Source organism: Sinomicrobium halophytocola, assembly GCF_052983395.1.
This window is the reverse complement of the sequence record NZ_JBRKIT010000024.1, coordinates 58,952-75,145: the sequence shown is the minus strand read 5'-3', so window position 1 is coordinate 75,145 and position 16,194 is coordinate 58,952. Positions and strand designations below refer to the sequence as shown.

General features: G+C 44.4%; 12 protein-coding genes. 4 read left to right on the top strand and 8 right to left on the bottom strand.

Features of this window, described 5'->3' with window-relative positions:
* Nucleotides 1-159: 159 nt before the first annotated feature.
* From ACVBDY_RS08140 to ACVBDY_RS08130, 3 genes are all read right to left on the bottom strand, one after another.
* A complete protein-coding gene (locus ACVBDY_RS08140; RefSeq protein ID WP_447174972.1) occupies nt 160-1,152 on the bottom strand; it encodes a patatin-like phospholipase family protein in 993 nt (330 codons plus the stop codon).
* 228 nt (nt 1,153-1,380) lie between these two features.
* On the bottom strand, nt 1,381-2,277 hold the full coding sequence (locus tag ACVBDY_RS08135; protein WP_447174971.1) for a patatin-like phospholipase family protein: 897 nt from the start codon (nt 2,275-2,277) through the stop codon (nt 1,381-1,383).
* Between the two features lie 121 nt (nt 2,278-2,398).
* Nucleotides 2,399-4,495 carry a M1 family metallopeptidase gene (locus ACVBDY_RS08130; RefSeq protein ID WP_447174970.1) on the bottom strand — a complete coding sequence of 699 codons (2,097 nt, stop codon included), beginning with the start codon at nt 4,493-4,495 and terminating at the stop codon, nt 2,399-2,401.
* A 435-nt stretch (nt 4,496-4,930) separates the two neighbouring features.
* Here ACVBDY_RS08130 and recG point away from each other — a divergent pair, with 435 nt between their 5' ends.
* A complete protein-coding gene (recG, locus tag ACVBDY_RS08125; RefSeq protein WP_447174969.1) occupies nt 4,931-7,036 on the top strand; it encodes an ATP-dependent DNA helicase RecG in 2,106 nt (701 codons plus the stop codon).
* Nucleotides 7,037-7,151: 115 nt separating this feature from the next.
* On the opposite strand, the gene ACVBDY_RS08120 is transcribed toward recG, so the two are convergent.
* Both ACVBDY_RS08120 and ACVBDY_RS08115 read right to left on the bottom strand, forming a co-directional pair.
* A complete protein-coding gene (locus ACVBDY_RS08120) occupies nt 7,152-7,433 on the bottom strand; it encodes a chaperone modulator CbpM (RefSeq protein WP_447174968.1) in 282 nt (93 codons plus the stop codon).
* A complete protein-coding gene (locus tag ACVBDY_RS08115; protein ID WP_447174967.1) occupies nt 7,430-8,347 on the bottom strand; it encodes a DnaJ C-terminal domain-containing protein in 918 nt (305 codons plus the stop codon). The genes ACVBDY_RS08120 and ACVBDY_RS08115 overlap by 4 nt, the downstream gene beginning before the upstream one ends.
* A gap of 235 nt (nt 8,348-8,582) precedes the next feature.
* Here ACVBDY_RS08115 and ACVBDY_RS08110 point away from each other — a divergent pair, with 235 nt between their 5' ends.
* Both ACVBDY_RS08110 and ACVBDY_RS08105 read left to right on the top strand, forming a co-directional pair.
* Nucleotides 8,583-10,601, top strand: coding sequence for a S9 family peptidase (locus tag ACVBDY_RS08110; protein WP_447174966.1), 2,019 nt, complete (start codon nt 8,583-8,585; stop codon nt 10,599-10,601).
* 329 nt (nt 10,602-10,930) lie between these two features.
* Nucleotides 10,931-11,626 carry a DUF4412 domain-containing protein gene (locus tag ACVBDY_RS08105; RefSeq protein WP_447174965.1) on the top strand — a complete coding sequence of 232 codons (696 nt, stop codon included), beginning with the start codon at nt 10,931-10,933 and terminating at the stop codon, nt 11,624-11,626.
* A 68-nt stretch (nt 11,627-11,694) separates the two neighbouring features.
* On the opposite strand, the gene ACVBDY_RS08100 is transcribed toward ACVBDY_RS08105, so the two are convergent.
* The 3 genes from ACVBDY_RS08100 to ACVBDY_RS08090 all read right to left on the bottom strand — a co-directional run bounded on the left by ACVBDY_RS08100 (nt 11,695) and on the right by ACVBDY_RS08090 (nt 14,655).
* Complete coding sequence (locus tag ACVBDY_RS08100) at nt 11,695-13,470, bottom strand: MutS-related protein (protein WP_447174964.1); 1,776 nt, start codon at nt 13,468-13,470, stop codon at nt 11,695-11,697.
* Nucleotides 13,471-13,704: 234 nt separating this feature from the next.
* On the bottom strand, nt 13,705-14,127 hold the full coding sequence (locus ACVBDY_RS08095) for a type II toxin-antitoxin system VapC family toxin (RefSeq protein WP_447174963.1): 423 nt from the start codon (nt 14,125-14,127) through the stop codon (nt 13,705-13,707).
* Between the two features lie 279 nt (nt 14,128-14,406).
* Nucleotides 14,407-14,655: a DUF6364 family protein gene (locus ACVBDY_RS08090; RefSeq protein ID WP_447174962.1), complete on the bottom strand. Its 249-nt coding sequence runs from the start codon at nt 14,653-14,655 to the stop codon at nt 14,407-14,409.
* A gap of 320 nt (nt 14,656-14,975) precedes the next feature.
* Between ACVBDY_RS08090 and ACVBDY_RS08085 the strand changes: the two genes are divergently transcribed.
* Entirely contained in the window at nt 14,976-15,881 is a 906-nt protein-coding gene (locus ACVBDY_RS08085) for an AEC family transporter (protein WP_447174961.1), read from the top strand.
* Nucleotides 15,882-16,194: the final 313 nt, after the last annotated feature.

Genomic DNA, 16,194 nt, shown 5'->3' with positions numbered 1-16,194 from the left:
AAAACGGAATCGGAGAAGACCTTAAAGTCATTTTCCGGTTCTTTTTTTTAAGCATTTTGGAAAATACGTAGGAATTGATGTCATTTATGCTCCAGGCAAACACGGTATTTTTATTATTTGGCAACAGGCACACCGATTCCGGATCACATGTTTTTTTGCTTATTTTTTATCAAATCGCCTTTCTTCCGTTGTCGTTGAAGATATTTTTGCAACGGATTTGGAGACCCCGTTTACAGGCTCTTTTTCCCTTTCCTCCATTTGCTCTTCCAGTTTTTCCTGTTTCTCTTTAGCATAAACAAGTCCCTGGTCCCACCAGGAAGCCATGAGTTTTTTGTTGAATACCAGGGAATTTTCGGTCAGCCTGGTCGGAGTGTAATAGAGGTTCAATTTTACGTTTTTATTGATCGCGGATAATTTTCCTTCCACAATATCGTGAAACTCCACCTGGTCGAGCAGAAAACCAAAAAGGTTGACCATCAGTGAAAAGGGATTTTTTCCAAGGACCTTGTTGTACTCCATATTCTCAGCTTCCAGGATAATGGCATCTACTTCCGTAGCTCCTCTTTTAATGGCCTCCCTTATGGGCACCACACACCCCAGTCCGCCGTCGGCATACTCAAAACCATCCTTCTTGGCCAGGGACATAAAGGGAACGTAATTGCAGGATATCCATATCCAATCACAAAAGTCGGCATAGTTAAAATCGTGGATCGACTTGTACTCTACCCTGTTTTTGGAAAGGTTGGATACGGTAATAATAACCTCTTTCCCTTGTTCCTTTACCCTGTGAAACTCTTCTTCCGTGAAGTCCTTTTTAATATTGCGCCTCAGGTTCTTACTCTCACCGAAGGTCCGTTTTCCCTTTATAAGCTGCCACATTACATTAAAGTAATTGATGGACACATATTCACGGTCGCCCTTTTTACGAACGACAAAGGGATTGTTACTGAATATCTTCCGTTGATTGACGGAAGTGTAAATATCGTATATCTTGGAAATATTGTTATCAGCGAGATGAGGAATCAATAAGCTCCCGGTTGATGTCCCCACAAACATATCGTATTGCTTTTTCCGGTGTTCTATAAGATATTGTGCTACACCCCCCGCAAAAGCCCCCTTGCTTCCACCTCCGGATATCACTAAAGCTTTCATCTGTTAATATTTATTTTTTCAATGGTCAGATGTAATGCCCGGATCATCATATTGGTTGGTGTCCGAAAAATCGGTTGCAGGCATTTCATCATCTGTTTTTACTGTTTGTTGCTCAATCTTTCCTCCCTAAAATCACAAATAACTTTTAAGGGCCCTGTTAAATAACGTAAAACATTCCTGTTTATGCTTCTTTTTCCATTCTTTCTATGCACCGCCCCCCGGCCCGAATCAGATCTCCGAAGTTTCCTGGTTTTTCATCCTGGCATAATCATATCCGTTTTGCCACCATTTTGTCATTTTTTCTTCGTTAAAGATAAGAGAATTTGTGGTTAAAACGGTCGGGGTATAATAAAAATTGATTATTGCCCCCTGGTGCGAAGCTACAAATTTTCCTATTCTTATATTCTGATGTTCTATCCTGTCCAGCATAAAGCTGAACATGGTAGTCAGCAGGTCAAAAGCATTACGCGAGGGCATCCGGTTCATATAATTGATTTCCGTTTGCAGGATAATGGCATCAATCTCTTTCGCTCCCCTCCTTATCGCTTCCTCTATGGGCACCATCGTTGCCAGCCCGCCATCGGCGTATTCGCACCCGTTTTTTCTGACGAGGCTCATAAACGGGGTGTAATTACACGATATCCATATCCATTCGCAAAACTCATCGTAGTCCACATCGTTAATGGATTTGTATTCTACCTGGTTAAGGGAAAGATTGGATACGGTAACAACAATGTCTTTCCGTTGCTCTTTAAGTCTGTCAAACTCTTCATGGGTGAGGGTATTATTGATAAGGTCACGAAGGTTATAGCTTTCCCCGAAGGTCTTACTTCCCCTCATAAAATTGCGAAGTACACCAAAATGGTTTATGGCAATTTGCTGGGTCCCGTATTTTTGTTTGATGGTAAAAGGACAATGACTGAAAATCCTCTCCTGGTTTACCGAGGTATATACCTTCTTTATTTTTTCTACTTCCCGAAGGGCAAGGTGCGATACCAGAAGGCTTCCCGTTGAAGTTCCGAGATATAACTGGTAATCTTTCTCCAGACCTTCAATAAGGAACTGGGCCACTCCTCCTGCAAAAGCGCCTTTGCTTCCCCCGCCGGATATGACTAATGCTCTCATGGGACCGGGGTTGTCGTTTTGATTTTAAACATGAACTGGTTGTTACAAGCGGATTTACATCCTGGGGTTATTATGTATAACTATTGGTTATCGATTCGTTAAAAACTTCCTTTTTCAAACATCATTGTTCCGGTACCAGCCCTTCCAGAAACTTCTTTTCTTTCCCACCCAATTTAGGAATTAATTTCCGGACCTCCTGTACATAAGTTTCATTTTCCAGAAGGTTCTTCAGTAGCTCTCTTGAGCTTTGAGCAAAATTCCAGGTACGGTGTACGCAGGCTTTGACCAGGTTTTCCAGCACCTCTTCTTCCCCAAGCAGCCCTATCTGATGCAGGATGGCAAAGGCATTTTGCCTTGTTTCATAGGAATAGCACGGCGAGGTATACCCGGCTAACTCCGCTTTCCACGCCATTTTCTGACGAATGACATCCGCTTCGCTTCCGGCGGGATAGGAAGGAAGGGATAAAGCAAGTGCCAGCCATAAAATACGGATGTTCTTTCCCGAAAAGCCTTCCGTATTGGCCGTTTTATCCAGGTAAACGGGAGCATCTTCATGGAAATTCATCCACAATTTTACCAGGGCATTTTCTACCGTAACATAACTGGGATCGGATAAAAGAGATTCGTATTCCGTTTTCAGCGATACCGGAATGGAGTCCAGGCTCAGCGCCAGGGCCTGCCTTACATGCAGATCTCCCGTGCGGAATAACTCTCTGTTCCGGTCCTCCGCTACCGAATCCCGGTTCCTTTGAAAAATTATCTCTTCTTTTACGGGATAATAGATATCGGAAGCCAGCAGCTCTTCCTGTTTTTCTTTATCTGTTTTTCCTTCTTTCAGGTCAATGTACACCCGGATAAAGGCGTTTTTCCGCAACGAGGTCATGGCTTCCTCCCGGGGGAATACACTGTCCCGAAGCCACCGGTCCGTAAAATGGGAAAGATTTTTACCGGATATTTCCTCTACTTCATTCATAAAGTCAGAAGTAACGACGTTGCCATATTTATGCTTTTCCAGGTATTGCCGTATTCCCCGGCGGAATGCCTCGTCTCCTACTGTTTCTCTCAAGCAATGCAATACGAAAGCCCCTTTTTCGTAAAAAGTAAGGCTGCTCGCCCCGGCATTCAGCACAGCTTCTCCTTTCCCGTTTTCCGATTGCTCCGCAAGGGTCTCGGCCGATTTGTACAGTATCCAATAGTAATAATCTTCCCCGAAAACCTCCCGTTCCGCCAGGAGAGCATAGTAAGTAGCAAAACCTTCCTGTAACCAGTGGTGCTCATTGCTCCGGGCCGTCACCATATCCCCGAACCACTGGTGAGCCAATTCATGGGCATTCACATTGAGATAATTCCGGTCGTTATACGCTATGGAATCTACTACAAACGTATCGGCAAACAGGGTGAGCGTAGTGTTCTCCATACCGGCATGCAAAAAATCACGTACGGGTACCTGTTTGTACGTTTGCCACGGATAGGCCACACCTATTTCCGCTTCCAGAAAGTCAAATATTTTTTTGGTATCCCGGTAGGTAGGTTCCGCCTTATTTTTATCTTCCGGGTAATAATACATTTCCATGGGTACACCGCCCCGGGAAATATCCCGTATCATATCGTACTTCCCTATGGCAACGGCAAGGAGATAACTGCTCATCGGGTGCTGCATATCGTATTTCCAGATAGTTAAACTATCTGCTCTTTTAATGTCTTTCAACAGACCATTAGCCAAAACTTTATACTCTTTATCAAAAATAACGGACAAATCAAATTCCACCTTTTCGTTGACATCATCAAACGACGGGAACCAGTTGCTTGTATATCTCCCCTGGCCTTGTGTCCATACCTGCTTAATAGTCCCTTCGGTATCCCACCCGGTAAAATACATGGCCTTTTCCGGAACCGCCTTGTAGGAGAAACTCAATCTGTTTTGCCTTGAGGTATCCTGTAAGGAAAGGATCCACAATCTGGAATCATCATTGCGAAACTTCACTTCTTTTCCATTGAGTTTTACCTTATCGAACATCATTTTCCGGGCGTCGATGTAGAAAGAATCCACCGGGTGCAATACATTGAAAAAATAGGTTATGTTACCCGTAACTTCTCTTTTGTACGGATCGATAGTAATATCCCCTCCTGCACGGATGAAATCGATATTTTCGGTCTGTTGCGCAAGAATGCACAAACCATTGAGGAACAACATGAAACACAACAGGCACTTCTTCATATACGGAATTTCGTAAGCTGTGCCCTAAATTACATATTCGGCGCCAATCCGAAAATATTTCAGGCGGAATTAACAGGGGGAAATTGCAGGTTCCAGGTTACAAGTTACAGGTTATGTTGATGCCGAAGAGCAGATTTAGGCACAAAGCGAGGTGGCTGAGTGTCCCGAACTATGTTCGGATGTACCGAAGCCACCCGGGGTTACAGATTCCTTAACAAAGCCGAAGAACAGGTATTAGCAATACAAAGCTTCACAGAGCGGCCACAAAGTACAATTGCTCCGTGCACCTCTGTGTTTTCTTTGCGCATCTCCGTGTAATATTTTTTTTATTCACTATAATCAGGAACTACCAACTAAAAAAACGCCACAACTTTTATACCTGATCCGTCCCATCCCGGTATATACATTTAAGGTTTATTAATTATCTTCGTCCTTATGAATCCTAACCTGTTGCAAACTCCTATCGATTACCTGAAAGGTGTCGGGCCCAACCGTGCCGACCTGCTCCGTGGCGAACTGGGTATTCATACCTACCAGGACCTGATTAACCTGTTCCCTAACCGGTATATAGACCGCACCCGGTATTACAAGATACGCGAACTACAGGAAAACACATCGGAAGTGCAGGTTATAGGCAAAATTGTTCACCTCAAAACAGTAGAACAGAAACGTGGAAAACGACTTGTGGCTACATTTGTGGACGACACGGGAGAAATGGAACTGGTATGGTTTCGCGGACATAAATGGATACGCGAAAGTATACGTATCAATACACCTTATGTGATTTTTGGCCGTTGCAACCGCATAGGGCATCTCTTTTCCATGCCTCATCCGGAGATGGAACTGCTTACGGAACACGAAAGCAGCCTTCGCACCGCCATGCAGCCCGTCTATCCGTCAACCGAAAAGCTGGCGAACAAAGGGATTACCAACCGGGTCATCAACAAGCTGATGCAACAGTTATTTACAGAAACGGGTGGCAGGTTCGCCGAAACCTTATCCCCTTCCCTTCTGGGGGAATTAAACCTCGTATCCAAACAGTCTGCCCTCTTTAATATTCACTTCCCGAAAAGCCAGGAACTCCTGGCCAAAGCACAGTACCGGTTAAAGTTTGAAGAACTGTTTTACATTCAACTGCAACTCCTGATAAAAAACCTGATACGGAAACAAAAGATCAAGGGTTATGTTTTTGACCGCGTAGGCGAGCATTTTCACAGCTTTTATGACGATCACCTGCCTTTCTCCCTCACCGGGGCACAGAAAAGGGTTATCCGGGAGATCCGGCACGACCTGGGCACCGGGGCACAGATGAACCGACTGCTTCAGGGTGATGTAGGTTCGGGAAAGACCATTGTTGCCCTTATGGCTATGCTGCTTGCCCTGGACAATGGTTTCCAGGCTTGTATCATGGCACCGACAGAGATACTCGCAACACAACACTTCAACGGTATTGAAGAATTGGTTAAGGACCTGGGGATAAATATAAAAATACTCACAGGTTCAACAAAAACTTCAGTCCGAACGGAAATACACGAGCAACTCCGCAGCGGAGAATTACATATTCTTGTGGGCACACATGCCCTGCTGGAAGACAAAGTGAAATTCCACAACCTGGGACTGGCCGTTATTGATGAACAGCACCGTTTTGGTGTGGCCCAGCGGGCCAAGTTATGGCATAAAAACACCATTCCGCCGCATATCCTGGTGATGACCGCCACACCCATTCCCCGCACATTGGCCATGAGCCTTTACGGCGACCTCGACATTTCGGTGATCGACGAACTCCCCCCGGGGCGAAAACCAGTGAAAACCGTCCATCGTTTTGACAGTAACCGGTTGAAAGTATTTCGTTTCCTTAAAGAAGAGATTGCAAAAGGCCGGCAGGTTTATGTGGTATATCCGCTGATCCAGGAATCCGAAAAAATGGACTATAAGGACCTGATGGACGGCTATGCCAGTATAGAACGGGAATTTCCCAAACCGGAATACCAGATATCCATAGTACACGGACAGATGAAACCTGCCGATAAGGATTATGAAATGGACCGTTTTGTACGGGGGGAAACGCAGATCATGGTGGCCACTACGGTGATCGAAGTAGGTGTGAACGTCCCGAATGCCTCCGTAATGATTATAGAAAGTGCCGAACGTTTCGGTTTATCCCAGTTGCACCAGCTTCGCGGAAGGGTGGGCCGCGGAGCAGAGCAGAGTTATTGTATATTGATGACGGGGCACAAACTCTCCAACGATTCCAAAACCCGCCTGGAAACCATGACCCGGACCAACGACGGTTTTGAAATAGCGGAGGTCGACCTTAAACTCCGCGGCCCCGGAGATATTATGGGAACCCAGCAAAGCGGGGTGCTGCATCTCAAAATAGCCGATATCGTAAAAGACAACCAGATACTCAAAGCCGCACGCTACTATGCACTGCAATTGCTAAAACGTGACCCTTCCCTGGCCGCGGAAGAAAATAAGATCATACGGTATACTTACGGGCAACTGAGCAAACATAAAAATATCTGGAATTACATAAGTTAATCCTTTGCCTTGTTTATTGTAGAAAGGGATAGGAGGACAATGGATGCCCGTTGCAAACGAACAAACCTTAGCCCGTTTCAATGCAGAACATCGGGGAATTAGCCCCATAATGAGATTAAAAACTCCTGTTCCTGAGGCGTCTTACTTCGTTTTGCAGTTCATCTATGCGCTGTAACAGGTGGTGCACGGCATTTAATCCTTCTAAATTGATCTCCAGGTCGTAATGTAACCGTATCAGTTTTTCCACAGTGGGCAGATGGCCGCTGTACAAAAATTCTTCTTTGTCCCGGTTTACGATCTCCACAAGATCATAAGCCGCCAGTTGACGAATAAAGGTTACCTCTATTTTATGAGACGTACAAAAAGTGGTGATCGATATTAATTCTTCCTGGTTCATGATCTCTGTTTTTGAAGTTCCTCAAATAATTTTTTCTCTTCCGCCGTAAGCTGTTTCGGGATCCTGATGTTATACGTAAGGAACAGATCGCCAAAGTTTCCTTCTTTTTTATAAACCGGGAAACCTTTCCCCTTTAACTTTATCTTCGTTCCGTTTTCGGTCTCCGGTTTTACTTTTAGTTTCACTTTGCCCTCAAAGGTAGACACGGTTATTTCGCCCCCCAGCATTGCGGTATAAAGATCCAGGTCTGTATCAGAATAGAGATCGTTCCCTTCCCTTCGGAACCCCGTATTGTTATTGATTACAAAAGTGATGTAAAGGTCTCCCTTCGGTCCGCCGTTAATCCCCTCTCCCCCGTGACCGGCAATTTTAATAGTTTGCCCGTTCTCTACTCCCGCAGGTATGGTAAGTCGTATGTTTTTACCGTTCACCGTCAGTGTACGTTTATGGGTGGTATATACTTCGCGGAGGTCCAGGTGGAGTTCCGCATTGAAATCCTGTCCGCGGAAACCGGCCGTCCTGCGGCTTCCCCTTCCGGCTGTCCCTCCGAACATGGATTCGAAAAAATCGGAAAAGTCTTCGGCGTCTCCGCCGGTGTAAGTATACTGCCTCTGCCCTGCACCGGGTCTGGAACCACCAGCCTGGCCGGATTGTTGTTGCCTCCGCTTAGCCTCTTCAAAAGCCTCCGCATGTTCCCAGTCTTTACCGTACTGGTCGTATTTTTTGCGTTTCTCGGGGTCTCCCAGAACTTCATTAGCTTCATTAATGCGCTGAAATTTTTGTTGTGCCTCCTTATCATTCGGGTTCAGGTCCGGGTGATATTTACGCGCCAGTTTGCGATAGGCCTTTTTTATATCCTCCCGGGTAGCATTCTTGTCAAGCCCGAGTTCTTTATAGTAATCTATATATTCCATATCAAAAAGAGCTATTAATAGCTTAAAGATACGGACAATTTAAGAGTTTTACGCAGGGTAAAAAAATTAAATATCCCCGGAAATACGGAATATATCGCAATATAATATGCATTTTACCGGGAGATAAAAAGTGATTTTTTCAATTTTCCTGTTACTTCTCTTTTTAGGTGGCTCTATCACGTGTAAAATTTGTATTTTGGTAAAACTAACTTCAAATTCATTAACTGTCCATACTATGAAAATAAAATTCCTGCTACCCCTGCTTTTAGGATGCCATACGATCTTCGCCCAAGTATCCGACAAACTGGAGCTCATTGATGTCTTTAACCTGGAATACATTTCCAGTCCCGCCATATCCCCGGACGGGAAGAAAATCGTTTACGTACGGCACTTTTCCGATATTATGACGGACAAAAACCTGTCCAATCTCTGGATAATGAATGCGGACGGGAGCCATAACAGGCCGTTAACCACAGGCAACTATAGCGATACACAACCGGTATGGTCGCACAACAGCAAAATAGTGGTTTATAAATCCAACAAGGATGGTAAAACACAGCTGTATCTGCACCGGCCGGATAACGGGGAAGAAATAAAGCTGACCAATGGTACAACCACTCCCGGAAACGTTAGTTTTTCCCGGGACGACAGCTACCTGGCCTTTAGCATGTTCATACCTTCCCGCAAAAAACAAACGGCCATTAAACTCCCCGAAAAACCGGAAGGCGCCAAATGGAACGACCCGCCCAAATATATCGATGACCTGAAATATCGCGCTGACGGCTCCGGGTATCTCAAAGAAGGATATTCCCATATTTTCACATTACCTGTCACCGGCGGGACACCGCGGCAACTGACTTCGGGGGATTTGAATTACGGTTCTCCCGTTTGGGACAAAGACGGTAAGCACCTGCTCTTTGCCGCTAACCTGCACAACGACCGGGAATACGAACCCAATAACAGCGAAATTTATCGTATTTCCATAAATGCCGGGACCATAGATACCCTGACCGCAAGGAAAGGGCCGGACAGGAATCCTGTGATCTCTCCCGACGGAAAAACCATCGCTTACCTGGGGAATGACGAACGTTATATGGGCTACCAGATGACCAGGTTATACACCATGAACAGTGACGGTTCTTCACCAAAACTCATTTCCGGCGATTTTGACCGGGATGTGCGAAATATTTACTGGGCTAAGGACGGTAAATCCCTCTATTTCCAGTACGATGAAAAAGGCGATACCAAAATAGGCAGCATAGATTTGAACGGCAAAGTAAAAACCCTGGTGGAAGGCGCAGGCGGACTCACATTGGGACGCCCGTATAATGCAGCCGATTTTTCTGTTTCCTCCAACGGGACCATCGCGTATACGCTGGGCGGAACACAGCACCCGGCCGACCTGGCTGTCTTCAACGAAAAAAAATCGTCCCGGTTGACGGAGGTGAATAAAGATGTTTTCGATTATAAAAAACTGGGGGACGTAAAAGAAATATGGTATAAATCTTCTTTTGACGGGAAGGACATACAGGGATGGATTGTTACCCCGCCGGATTTTGATCCGAACAAAAAATACCCCCTGATCCTCGAAATCCACGGCGGGCCTTTTACCAGCTATGGTTCCGTTTTTTCCGCCGAGATACAAATGTATGCCGCACAGGGTTATGTGGTGTTATATACCAACCCGAGGGGAAGTACCAGTTACGGCGAGGAATTCGGTAACCTCATACACCACGATTACCCGAACCACGACTATGACGACCTGATGAGCGGTGTGGACGAAGTGATCAAAAAAGGATATATAGATACGGACAACCTGTTTGTCACCGGCGGAAGTGGCGGCGGGGTGCTTACGGCATGGATCGTAGGGCACACCGATCGTTTTACTGCGGCCGTGGTGGCCAAACCGGTGATCAACTGGTACAGCTTTGTATTATACGCCGATAATCCCGCATACTTTGCCAAATACTGGTTCGGGGAATTTCCATGGGATAACCCGGAGCCGTACCTCAAACGATCTCCACTTTCCTATGTTGGCAATGTAACCACTCCAACCATGTTACTCACAGGAGAATCGGATTTCCGCACACCTATACCCGAATCCGAACAGTTCTATACGGCCCTTAAACTCCGTAAGGTAGACGCTGCCATGGTCCGTATACCCGGGGCTTCACACGGTATCACATCCAGACCGAGTAACCTGGTAAGCAAAGTTGCCGCCGTATTGTCCTGGTTTGACAAGCACAAAAAATAACGATACCGGAAGATGTCTGAAAACCAGTCAAAACTGTTATTTTGATCAAAGCCGGGAAATATATCGGACTGAAAGTCTGTCTCGCCACGGATATATGAATAATTACCTTAAAATTATCCGTGTATCCGTGGCTAATATGTATAGAAAGTAAATAACTGCTACAGACTTCTTTTCCTTTTCCCTGAAAGAAACGATGTCAGAAAATCAGGAATATTCTTTCCCTGAATCCGGATTATGTAAATCCGTATTGTATATTTACATTCTGAACTTATTTAAACTTTTTCGCTTCAATCAAAAAGGTTTAAACGAGTTCTTTATAACCATTCGACATGAACAACAGACTGAAACACCTATTCTTTATTGCGGCATTTGTCTTGGGACTGACCGCAGTATGTGCCCAAAAAGCTTTTGACAACGGGGTTATTACCTATAAAATGACCACCAAGGCACAGGACCCGCAAGCCGGGGAAATCACCATGGATGCCGACCTGGTATTTCATATCTCCGGCAAGGAAGCCAAAACCGCCATGGTCATGAACGCTATGGGAATGAACATGAACATGGAAAGCCTTATCAATTCGGAAAACCGCACCGGCCTGGTCCTGATGGAGTTCTTCGGGCAGAAAATGGCCGCCAAGGTTACCCCGGACGATTATGATGACCTGATCAAAAAGAACAAAGAATTTGAAGTAGAGAAAGTAGAACTGACCGATGGGACTAAAGACATCCTGGGATATTCCTGTAAAAAAGCGATCGCTACGACAAAAGAAGGGATGGAACTGGAAGTGTATTATACGGAAGCTATAAAACCCGTATCTATCGACGGCCTGGGGAACATCAACATGAAAGGTATCAATGGGTTGCCATTGGCCTATACCATGCAGACCCCGGATGCCCATCTCACTTTCGAAGCTACAGAGATCAAAGAAGGCGGTGTGAATGCATCTGGTTTTGATTACAGTATTCCCGAAGGATATAAAGAAATCAGCTATTCCGAAATAAGCCAGATGAGCGGTGGTATGTAACTGAGAAGCACAAACTGAAGCCTGATTTTAAATTGTAACCGAAATATAATATGACTTAAGACAGTCTCTTAATCATCCACAATCTCCATTTTCCGGAGCAGGAAAGACGCGTTCATATTCCGGCAGATACCTTCTTTGAATTTATAATCGAAATACAATTCGTCACTGACGATTTCGGCATCGAAATAGTAATTTTTCACCTGCGGGATGTTGTCCGCCACTTCACAAAGGCTCAGATCATGAGTTGCAATAATACCCGTCGCATGAGAAGCTACCAGTTTTTCGACAAACTTCCGGGAACCAATAGCTTTATCCGTGCTGTTGGTTCCTTTTAATATTTCGTCCAGCACAATAAAATAGTCCTCTTTCTTAATAGCATCCACTATAAATTTCAACCGGCTCAGTTCCGCGTAGAAATACGAGGCTTCGTCTGCCAGGGAATCTACCGTACGCATGCTGGTGATGAGCTTTACGGGCGTGTATTCACAGGCATCCGCACAAACCGGAAGCCCGGCATTGGCCATGACGATCTGTAGGGAAACCGTTCGTAAAAACGTACTTTTTCCTGCCATATTCGCCCCGGTAATAATAAAAAATTCTTCTTTTCTGATAATGTAATCGTTTTTCACGGCTTCGGCAGGATCAATCAGGGGATGCACGGCCCTGGTAGCCTTCAAAATATGATCTCCGGAAGTAGTATCGGGGAAAACGTAATCCGGATGATTAAAAGCAAAATTCCCAAGGGAATTAAAGGCATCCGTAAAATGAATAACTTCAAACCAGTCACTCACTTTATCCCGGTAAGCGGTTATCCATTTTTCCAGCTTATAGCACTGGTTCAGGTCCCACAACAGAAAACCGTTGCCTAAAGCCCCAAAAATTAAGTTGTTCCGCTGGTCCAGGGCATCTATGGTTTTTGCAAACTGTCTCAAAACAGCCGAAGCTTCCCTGGACGATTCTTTAATCTGCTCCTGCCGCCCCCGAAGCAGCTCCGATGAAAATTCCTCTTTTTCGATAACTGCAAGCAACTGATGATACTGATGAAAAGTATCCTGTACTTCAGTGACATGCACAGAAAGTTCATTGATCTTTTTCAGTCTGGTGGTGGTAATTGCCAACCCGAGGAGAAAAAATATAAAAATGGGATATCCCGAAACAAAGTCCAGGAAATACAGGGCAACCAGGCAGGCGGATATTACGGAAAAGACCATTGGCAACCATCGCATTAACGAAGGAACAAAGGTCCGGTAATTTTTCAGCCAGTCCGTAATAACCCGGGAGGACGTCTCTGTTTTTATGATCCGTGAAATAGCGGTAAATTCCTGGCGGAATTTTATCTTTCCCGCCAGTTCCCGGATAGCTTCCTGTTTTTGAGGGATTCCATGTATATTATTAGATGTCAGGAATGCTGCCAGTTTGTGCTTGCCAGATACCAGTGCCGTACGGTTCAGGTATTGAAAAAACGAACGGTTGCCAAAAAGATCGATATCCTGGCTGAACGCATGTGCGGCATCTTTAAATTCCCTGCCGTCCGGCAGGTGATCGAAACGGCGATGCAATACTTCTATCTCCGTTTCATTAAGTGCCATAAGTTCCTGCAATTTCTGTTTTCTTTGTTGCAGGTTGGTATGCCGGGATACCAGGAAGAGAAAAATGGCAATTCCCGCAAGGATACACCCCATCATAAGCCTGGTATTGCCAAAGAAACTGTACATAAGGAATACAAAAAGCAAAAACACCGCCAGTCGGAACATACTGGAGACCAGTAACTGTTTTTTTACCTTGTTTAAGGTTTCTTTATATTGACTGATATTATTTTGATAGACCGATAAAGGTGAACTCATGGAAAAGGAATTGCTTTGGATTGGTGGCTAAAATACACAAAGCTGCCCTTTTTTGCTAAAAAAGAACAAATGGGGTGGTAAATATTTGATTCCAGGTTTCAGGTTCCAGGTCCCTGGCAAAGCCGAAGGGCAGATTTTAGCGGTAATATAAAGTAAATACAAAAAACTACAAAAGATAACTCGCGTAATAAGCGGGAATCTGTCTTTATAAGGCTTTTTTTCTTTTTCTGTCGATTATTTTTTCCGAATACTGCTCAAATATTCTCCTGCTGTCATTACCGGAATTAAAGATTCTTTAAAGTCTTTTCCGTTTCTTGTAATAATAATTTCACAATCAGCATCAATAGCACAAAAGTATTGAAGAGCATCTTCAAAATCTTTAAAAGAAGAGTTCAGTCCTTTTTCTATGGTGTGCTCATCTAACCTGCAGATATCGCTGATAATTTTAAACTTTCTAAGTTTCTCTTTGGCAATTTCCGGTGTTTCAAACTTGGCAAGAAAATAATTTACCGTAGCAAATGAAATCGGAGAAACCACTATTTTTAATTTTCCTTTATCAGCAAGTGTTGCCAACCTGGCAGCATTTTCGTAAAACGGTTGCCTCTCCCCAAGAAAATCGAGCATTACATTCGTATCGATAAAAATCCTCTTTTTCATGTGTGTTTTTATTGCTTTTTTAGAGACTGTCTAAATTTTGTTTTTGGAATATTTTATAGTGTATTTTTTCGTCAGGCGAAGGTATTTTGAGGCACATAGCCATAGCTACGCGATGAAAAATAGCTGAAGTATGGCGGAAAAAGACGCGTAAAAGAGCCAAAGGATAAAACTTAGACAGTCTCTTAACGGTCACTGCCTGTCCCTAAACATTGAGGATGGAACCTCCACTGGTTTGACGATTAAAACAATCAGCATGTTTGTGTTTTAATCATGTCGGTTTCATTTATATTTTTTTAGCAGATAATCCGAATATTCCTTTTTATAATCCAGGTTTTCCGGAATGCTCGTGCCCGTGGAAATACTTTTTACAAAAGGAGAAATTTCAATATCATCATTTTTATTTTCGGAGGTAAGAGATTGCAAATAAAATTCTACAATCCGCGAAAGACTGAGTTTTTTATCCGCAGCGTATTTTTTCGCCCTTTCAATAACTTCCTGATTAAGCTTTAATGTCAATTTAGTATCCATCTCATCCCACTTTTACTTATACGTACAAATTTAAAAAAATAATCCGTACATATAGAAACTATCGTCTGAATTTACCGATATTTCCTGATCTATTTCATCATACCTCCTATCTTTGCCCTTCAACTAAACCGCTATCGGACTTGAGGTCCATCGGTTTGTCGCAGACTGAAAGTCTGTTTGGCCACGGATACACGAATAATTGTAAAAAACCATGAATATATCCGTGCATTCGTGGCTGAAATGTATAGAAACTAAAGTCGCTGTAATAAATTGCATCGTTAAACCACAAACTGAGACCAATAAACACAACTAACCGGCACATGACCAATTTTATTCTTATTGCCGTATGTATCCTCTCCGGCATCCTTGTAAAACGTTATAAAGCACTGCCCCCGGACAGTTTTAAATCGGTCAATGCCTGGCTGATCAATATTGCCCTGCCCGCCGTGGCGCTGAAGTACCTGCCGCAAATGGAGTGGACGGAAGAATTGTTACTTCCGCTGCTTATGCCTGTAGTCGTATGGACGGGGGCATATCTTTGTATCCGGGTATTGAACCGGGTTCATACTCTGGACAAGGAAACCAAAGCCGTTTTGTTACTGACTGCCGGACTCGGAAATTCTTCGTTCATCGGGTTTCCGCTTACACAGGCTTATTTCGGAGACAAAGGGCTTCCCATAGCTGTGTTTTACGACCAGGTAACTTTTATCATCATCTCCACCCTGGCCATTTTCACCGCCATAAAAGCATCCAATGGCGGCAGTTTTCACCCGCGTGCCACTATAACGAAAATATTCTCCTTCCCTCCTTTCGTAGCTTTTATCCTGGCTTTTATACTACCGCGGTTCTTCTCTTTCGACCCCATACTACCGGTATTGGATGCGCTGGCCGTTACCCTGGTACCACTCGCCCTTTTTTCCGTTGGTATGCAACTTCCCCTGAAAGACTGGAAGACCGACCGTGGGCTTATCACTTTTGCCTTATCCTATAAACTCGTTCTTGCTCCCCTGTTCCTTTTCGCCATATGCCTGCTCTTTTCCTTCAAAGGACTTACCGCCCAGGTCAGCGTTTTCGAAGCTTCTATGGCGCCAATGGTCACCGGGGCTATCATCGCTATCGACCACAACCTCAATCCTCCCCTGGCCAATAAAATCCTGGGAATCGGGATACTGGTATCGTTTTTCACCACGTTCTTATGGTCGCTCGTACTTCCGGCTATTGGTTAACTTAGGGGAGGTTGTAGGTTACAGGTTCCTGATTGCAGGTTGCAAAACCAGAAACAGAGGTGGCTGAGTGACAGCCGCAGGCTGTTGTACCGAAGCCACCGGCTTACAGGTTTAACACATTGACATCCGCAGCCAATAAACTCCCTGCTAAAAAACTCCCAACTCCCCAACGAACCAACGCTCCGACATTATTCAGCAAAGATCACTTTTATAGGAATTTCATAACTATTATCTTTGCGCTTCGGTAGAAGAAGAAAATAGGGATAAGACTTCATTCACCTACCGGTTAACCTGTAAGCTACAAATTTCAAAA

Coding starts and splice junctions, on each gene's coding strand:
- ACVBDY_RS08140 (WP_447174972.1), bottom strand. CDS start 1,152: ATGAAAGCTTTAGTGATATCCGGAGGTGGAAGCAAGGGGGCTTTTGCG.
- ACVBDY_RS08135 (WP_447174971.1), bottom strand. CDS start 2,277: ATGAGAGCATTAGTCATATCCGGCGGGGGAAGCAAAGGCGCTTTTGCA.
- ACVBDY_RS08115 (WP_447174967.1), bottom strand. CDS start 8,347: ATGGAATATATAGATTACTATAAAGAACTCGGGCTTGACAAGAATGCT.
- recG (WP_447174969.1), top strand. CDS start 4,931: ATGAATCCTAACCTGTTGCAAACTCCTATCGATTACCTGAAAGGTGTC.
- ACVBDY_RS08130 (WP_447174970.1), bottom strand. CDS start 4,495: ATGAAGAAGTGCCTGTTGTGTTTCATGTTGTTCCTCAATGGTTTGTGC.
- ACVBDY_RS08095 (WP_447174963.1), bottom strand. CDS start 14,127: ATGAAAAAGAGGATTTTTATCGATACGAATGTAATGCTCGATTTTCTT.
- ACVBDY_RS08100 (WP_447174964.1), bottom strand. CDS start 13,470: ATGAGTTCACCTTTATCGGTCTATCAAAATAATATCAGTCAATATAAA.
- ACVBDY_RS08105 (WP_447174965.1), top strand. CDS start 10,931: ATGAACAACAGACTGAAACACCTATTCTTTATTGCGGCATTTGTCTTG.
- ACVBDY_RS08110 (WP_447174966.1), top strand. CDS start 8,583: ATGAAAATAAAATTCCTGCTACCCCTGCTTTTAGGATGCCATACGATC.
- ACVBDY_RS08090 (WP_447174962.1), bottom strand. CDS start 14,655: ATGGATACTAAATTGACATTAAAGCTTAATCAGGAAGTTATTGAAAGG.
- ACVBDY_RS08085 (WP_447174961.1), top strand. CDS start 14,976: ATGACCAATTTTATTCTTATTGCCGTATGTATCCTCTCCGGCATCCTT.
- ACVBDY_RS08120 (WP_447174968.1), bottom strand. CDS start 7,433: ATGAACCAGGAAGAATTAATATCGATCACCACTTTTTGTACGTCTCAT.